The organism is Paenibacillus sp. SER-28, from assembly GCF_052906305.1.
On the sequence record NZ_JBRECM010000045.1, the window covers coordinates 1 to 476 of the forward strand.

At 50.4% G+C, this 476-nt stretch carries 1 protein-coding gene; it reads right to left on the reverse strand.

Annotated features, from left to right (window positions below):
* Positions 1-476: condensation domain-containing protein (locus tag ACUYLD_RS25500; protein WP_446676229.1), on the reverse strand; the 476-nt coding region annotated here is incomplete at both ends.

The window sequence follows — 476 nt, forward strand, 5'->3', positions numbered from 1 at the left end:
CGTATTGGAATGGTGTTAATGAACAAGCCCACCATATTTTCGATCCCCGTAATATCCGCTGGACGACCAGACACTACACCGCCAAAAACAGCGTCGTCACTACCGTTGTACTTTTGGAGCAGCAAGCCCCATGCTGTTTGCAGCAATGTATTCGGGGTCACGTGGTGCTGCTTGGCCACCATTTCCATACGTCCAGTCAAATCCTTGCCCAGATCGCACAGGATATGCTCAAATTGTGCACCGTCCGCTTTCACGCCTACTTTTCCGGTCGGAATCGAAGTTTGCTGATCATAGCCGAGCAAATAATCCTTCCAGTAGGAAGCTGCTGCTTCTACATCCTGTGCTTCAAGCCACTCAATATACTGACTGTATGGAGTCACGGGGGCAAGCTTCGGCTGTCTATGCTCCACGGCTGCAAAATAAGCCTCAAACACCTCATCCGTGACTAACGCCACACACCAGCCATCCATCAAGAT